Annotated in this window: 5 protein-coding genes; 2 read left to right on the top strand and 3 right to left on the bottom strand. The window is 73.1% G+C overall.

Features of this window, described 5'->3' with window-relative positions:
• The 3 genes from DLJ59_RS32840 to DLJ59_RS32830 form a co-directional block, all read right to left on the bottom strand.
• On the bottom strand, positions 1–1,415 hold a 1,415-nt coding region (locus tag DLJ59_RS32840), incomplete at its 3' end, for a hypothetical protein (protein ID WP_208648913.1).
• On the bottom strand, positions 1,412–2,191 hold the full coding sequence (locus DLJ59_RS32835; protein ID WP_124777957.1) for a sulfotransferase family protein: 780 nt from the start codon (positions 2,189–2,191) through the stop codon (positions 1,412–1,414). The genes DLJ59_RS32835 and DLJ59_RS32840, both read right to left, overlap by 4 nt.
• Positions 2,184–3,146: a sulfotransferase family protein gene (locus tag DLJ59_RS32830; protein ID WP_124777956.1), complete on the bottom strand. Its 963-nt coding sequence runs from the start codon at positions 3,144–3,146 to the stop codon at positions 2,184–2,186. Before DLJ59_RS32830 ends, DLJ59_RS32835 begins: the two co-directional genes overlap by 8 nt.
• A gap of 260 nt (positions 3,147–3,406) precedes the next feature.
• Here DLJ59_RS32830 and DLJ59_RS32825 point away from each other — a divergent pair, with 260 nt between their 5' ends.
• Both DLJ59_RS32825 and DLJ59_RS32820 read left to right on the top strand, forming a co-directional pair.
• The gene (locus DLJ59_RS32825; RefSeq protein ID WP_124777955.1) at positions 3,407–4,681 is read left to right on the top strand and encodes a glycosyltransferase; all 1,275 of its coding nucleotides are present in this window, start codon (positions 3,407–3,409) and stop codon (positions 4,679–4,681) included.
• Positions 4,678–5,628, top strand: a 951-nt coding sequence (locus tag DLJ59_RS32820) for a sulfotransferase (protein ID WP_148096992.1), incomplete at its 3' end; no start/stop codon positions are given. The genes DLJ59_RS32825 and DLJ59_RS32820, both read left to right, overlap by 4 nt.

Genomic DNA, 5,628 nt, shown 5'->3' with positions numbered 1-5,628 from the left:
GCACCGGGCGGGCGGGCCGGGGCGGGGGGTTCCCCGCTGGGCGTGGCCGGCGGCGGCACCACAGTGACCGACGTGCCCGTCCTGCTCCGCGCCGACCAGAGCACCAGTGTGCTCGACCCGCCGCGGGCGAACGCGACACCGTTCAGCCTGCCAGCCACCGAGGCGGGTAGCGGAGTGACGGTCGCGTCCCGGGCCGCGTCGGCCAGGGCCGCGAACATCCGGCCGGCCTCCCGTTCGGTGCCGTCCGGGTCGAGCAGGCCGTAGCGGACCTCACTGCCGGCCGCGTTGTTCGGGTTGAACGCCAACGGCAACCAACTGATCTCACCGATCCCGCCGGCGGCCAACAGGGTGACCGTCTTGACCATCTCCGTCGCTCGGCTGGCCGGGTCGCCGTCGCCGTCGCGCCAGAACTGCCCGACCTCCCACGCCTGGATCGGCGTACCCGGCGGTGTGGTCGCGCGGAGGTAGTCCAGCAACGGCGCCACCCCGCTGAAGTGCTCGTAGAAGTGCACCTGCCGGACGTCGACGGTGCGGTCGGTCAGCAGCGACTCGGTCACCGCCAGGAAACGCAGGCTGCGGCTGTTGGTCTCGGTGCCGAGCGCCCGGCGTAGCTGCGCCTCCCCGGTCACCGCCGGGATCTGCTGACCCCGGGTGCCGACCCGACGCTGGAAGTACGCCCGGTACGCGGCGAGGGCCTCGGGCACCCGACCGGCGCGCATCAACCGGTCGGCGACACCCATGCCGTACGCGACGCTGCTGATACCGGAATCGACCACCCGCGCCTTCGGGTCGGTCGCGCGGATCGTCTCGGCGGCGGCCCGGACCAGCCGCGCGTAGTCCTCGGGGCTGCCGGCCCAGTAGCTCGGCGCGTTGACCTCGTTCTCGATGGCGTACTCCCGCACCCCGTACGGGCCGTAGCGCTGCACCACCGAGCGGACGAACCGCTGGTACGCGCCGAGGTCGGTGGGCATCGCCGACTCGGTCTTGTTGGCCGCGCCCCGGGTGTAGCGGGCGGTGCCACCGGTAGCCCAGCACACGCCGGTGCGGATCTTCAGGTGCACGGTGATGCCCAGGTCCCGGCTGCGCGTGGCGATCTCGTCCAACCCGGCCCAGTCCGCCTGCCCCGGGGTCCGTTCGATCTCGCACCAGGAGATCTCCTCGTACGTCGCCGAACCGGCGAGCCGGCGCAGGTACGGCCCGAACTGCTGGTACCGCGACCAGTCCCAGTGCGCGCCGAACGGGTTGCTCACCTTCTCGACGGTGCGTCCCGGCGTGCCGGGTGCGGGTGCCGCCGTCGCGGAGGGGGTGGGGGCCGGCGGCGGATCGTCGCCGCCGGCGGTGCAGCCGCCGGTGAGCAGGAGCGTGGCGGCGATGGCGGCGGTGGCGATCGCGTGCAGCCGCCCCGGGCGGGTCACCGGTAGCCCAGGGCGCGCAGGGTCGGACCGGAGAAGACCCAGACCAGTAAACGGAGGAACGGGTCGAGCTCGCGGCGGTAGGTGCCCACCCGGGAGCCGTAGATCGGCGCGGTGACGCTCGCCGCGGCCCGTCGTCGCTCCGCCTCGGTGGTGTACTTCTGGGCCACGTCGTGCTGCTTGCTGTCGTAGTCGAGGATGCCGTCCTCCCACGGCTCGTCGAGGAACTCGAAGAGGGCCCGCATCGTCTTCTCCGGCTCGCTGACCGCCTGCTCGTACCGCAGCTCGTAGTAGCGGTCCGCCGGCAGGGTGGCGCCGACCGCCCGCGCGGCCCTGATGTAGCGCGGCCACTTCACCACGCACTTGACCGCCGACCAGTAGCCGAACCGTTTGCGGTGCGAGACCACCACGTCCCGTCCGTCCCGGATGAGGTGCACGACCTGGGCGTCCGGGAAGACCTCGGTGACGAAGTCGAGCGACATCGCGTACAGCGGGGTCTTGTCGGCCCACCGGGTCTTGCCCCGCGCGGCCGCGTAGTCGGCGTGTACGCCGCCGAAGAAGTCCCGGATCCGGCGCAGCCAGTCCTCGCGCGGAAAACCGAAGCGGGCCAGCCGTTCCCAGTCCCGGCCGACGATCCGTTCCAGATCGGGCAGGAACCGGGTTTCCGGGCCGCAGCTGATCCGCGAGTGCGAGTCCAGGACGAGACGCACCATCGTGGTGCCCGACCGTTGGCATCCGACCAGGAAGATCGGCGCGGTACGGGTTCCGGTCTCAGCCACTGTCGACCGCCTTCGTCGTCTCGGATCGGGCGTCGGCCGCGGCGCGGTCGAGCCGGTCGGTCAGCTCGTCGCAGCGCGCCCGCACGCGCGGGTCGATCGGTAGCCGCCGGTGGCCCACCGCGCCGTGCGACTCGCGGGGGCCGATGTGCGCGTGCAGCCGCGGATCGTACGGGAAGTCGAGGAAGGCGCAGAGCCGCCGGAGCTGCGCGGCGGGGTCCGCGACCAGGCTGTCGTAGCGGCAGAGCAACACGTCGCTCCGCTGGTCCAGGCCGAGCTGGAAGACGAGCGAGTTGCGGACGTACCAGAACAGCGCCGCGCCACTGTGCGGGTCCAACCGTTGCGGGTCGTGGGCTCGGATCAGTTCGACGGCGTCGGCGTCGAGCCGCTGCCCCTGCCACCGTCGCCCGATGCTGCCGTCGGCGATCGCCCGCAGGGCCCGTAGGTTGGCGTCACCGAACTTGGCGACCTCGGAGCGGGCCCGGTCGTCGACGTCGCGGTAGACCCAGAGCGCGCGCCCGGGCGTCAGCCCCGGCAGGGCCAGCAACTCGTCCACGCGGTGACTCTCGCAGAGCGGCTTGACCAGGACGTACGCGTGACGGCTGCGCTGGATGACGGCGGTCAGCACCGGGTCCGGGCGGAGTTGGAAGCGGTGAAAGAGAGCGCTGTCGTTCTCGTTGCGGACCTCGACCTCTCCGGCGGCGTCCAGGCCGCGGACCAGCATGTTCGTGCCGGAGCGTTGCAGACCGACCAGGTAGACCGGCATCGCCGAGCCGGGCGTCCGGCCGGCCCGCCGCCGCCAGCGTCGCTTCGCCAGGGCAGTGCCGATCCGGTCGACCGGGTTGAGGCGGTCCTCCTCGATCAGCCGTCCGATCCCCTCGGTGCGTGCCCAGCGCAGATGCCGCCCGATCCTGCGAGCGGTGTACGCGAGCGCGGAGACCTCGTTGTCGGCTGCCACGGGTCCTCCTTGTCGGGCACCGGCCCGGCCCAAACGGAGAGTGGGTGCGGCCGGCGGCAGCCAGGTTATCGGGAGATCATGGCGGGAGGCCAGGCTGCGGACCGCACGGGCAGACGAAGATCACCCGTTCAGCCACATGCCATATGTGAGCTGGACTCGCCGACCCGGTCTGCATACCGTGGGCCCTGGCCGGGGCGGGCAGACCTCGGTCATCACCTCCGGGCCCCGGTTCGCCCGATCGACGTGAGCAGGCCGAGTCGATGCGCGTGCTACATGTGAACAAGTTCCTCTACCGCCGTGGCGGTGCCGAGGGGTACTTGCTCGATCTCGCCGACCTGCAACGGGCTGCCGGCGACACGGTCGCCTACTTCGGCATGAGCCACCCGGAGAACGAGTCGCCGCTGCCGTACGCCGCGCGCTTCCCCTCCGAAGTGGAGCTGGAGCCGGCGCCGAGCGGGATACGACCCCGCGCGGTGGCCGTCGGCCGGATGCTGTGGTCACCGTCGAGCCGCCGCGGTCTGGCCCGGGTGATCGACGACTTCCGGCCGGACGTGCTGCACCTGCACAACATCTACCACCAGCTCTCCCCGTCGGTGCTCGCCGCGGCCCGCGCCGCCGGTGTGCCGTGCGTGCTGACCATGCACGACTACAAGCTCGCCTGCCCGAGCTACCAACTGCTGGACCAGGGCCGGCCCTGCCAGGCGTGCGTCACCGGCGGCCCGTTGCAGGCGGCGCGCCGCCGCTGCAAGGACGGCTCGCTGTCGCGCAGTGGGTTGCTCGCCGTCGAGTCCTGGTTGCACCGCCAGTTCGACGCGTACGACCCGGTGCAGCTCTTCGTCAGCCCGAGCGGCTTCCTGGCCGACGTGATGCGCCGCGCGGGCGTCTACCCGGACCGGTTGCGGGTGGTCAACCACTTCGTCGACCTGACCGGCGTCGCGGCCAAGCAGACGCCCGGCGGCGGTGTCGTCTTCGCCGGCCGGCTGGCCCCGGAGAAGGGTGTCGACGTGCTGATCGAGGCAGCCTCCGCGCTGCCGGACGGGGTCAGCGTGGACGTCGCCGGAGACGGCCCGGCCCGCCCGGAGTTGGAGGCGCTCGCCGCGCGGCGAGCGCCCGGCCGGGTGCGGTTCCACGGGCGTCTCGACAAGCCACGCCTGCACGAGCTGATCCGGTCGGCGACGGTCGCCGCCGTCCCGTCCCGGTGGCACGAGAACCAACCGATGGCGGTGCTGGAGGCGTTCGCCTGCGGTGTCCCGGTTGTCGCCACCGACCTGGGTGGGCTGCCCGAGCTGATCGAGCCCGAGGTGGACGGTCGCGTCGTCGCCGCCGATGCGCCCACCGCCCTCGGCGACGCGCTGACCGACATCCTGGCCGACCCCGAGCGGGCACACCGGATGGGCCGCGCCGGCCGGGCGAAGATCGCCGCCCAGTTCGCGCCGGACCGGCATCTGGACCGGATTCGTGGGCTGTACGCGGAGGCCGCCGAGACACTGTCGGCGCGGCGACGGACCGCAGCCGGTGGGGGAGCGGCCCGGTGAGCCGGGTGCGGGTGCTCTACCTCGCCGGCAGTGGTCGAAGTGGCAGCACCCTCGTCACCACGGTCCTGGGACAGTTGCCGGGCTTCTTCGCGGCCGGCGAGCTGCGGTACCTGTGGCGGCGCGGCATCCTGGAAAACCGGCCCTGCGGCTGCGGTTCCCCGGTGGCCGACTGCCCGCTGTGGGCCCGGGTGCGCGCCGACCTGACCGACGCCGACCCGGCCGGGATCGCCGCCCGGCTGGGCCAGCGGTTGCGGCTACGAGGGCTGCCCGCACTGCTGCGCCGCGAGCGTCGCGGGCAGCCGCCGGTCCCGGGCCACCCTGACGACACACAGCTGGCCCGGCTCTACGCCTCGATCGCCGCACACGCCCTGGCCGGCCGGTCGGACGGCGTCGTCGTCGACTCCTCCAAGCTGCCGCCGTACGGCGCCCTGCTCGGCAGCCTGCCCGGCATCGACCTGTACGTCCTGCACGTGGTGCGCGACCCGCGCGCGACCGCGTACTCCTGGCGTCGCCGACGCCCCCTGGACGGGCCCACCGACGACCAGCTGATGAGCCGACCACCTGTGGCCAAGGCCGCGCTGCTCTGGTTGGTCTGGAACACCGCCACCGTACGGCTGTGGGGTGGTCGCCGCCGCGCGCCGGGCCGCTACCTGCGGGTGCGGTACGAGGACTTCGTCGCCGACCCGGCGGGCACCACCGCCCGGATCGCCGGCTTCGTCGGCGCGACCCCCGACGAGCTTCCGTTCCCGACACCGGCCACGGTGCGGCTCAGGCCCACCCACTCGGTGGCCGGCAACCCCTCCAGGCACCGCACCGGGCTGGTCGACGTGGTCGCCGACACCGAGTGGCTGACCGGGCTGCCCGCCCGCGCGTACGCCGTGGTGACCGGGCTGACCGCCGTGGCCCTGACCCGGTTCGGCTACCCGTTGCGCCGCCCGGCGGCCACC

Source organism: Micromonospora inaquosa, from assembly GCF_003857055.1.
GTDB lineage: Bacteria > Actinomycetota > Actinomycetes > Mycobacteriales > Micromonosporaceae > Micromonospora > Micromonospora inaquosa.
Note: the sequence above shows the minus strand (reverse complement) of the source record. Positions and strands in the feature narration are given on the sequence as shown.

What these genes read in the sequence shown, in the direction of transcription:
- DLJ59_RS32825 (WP_124777955.1), top strand. Translation starts at nt 3,407, where the DNA reads ATGCGCGTGCTACATGTGAACAAGTTCCTCTACCGCCGTGGCGGTGCC.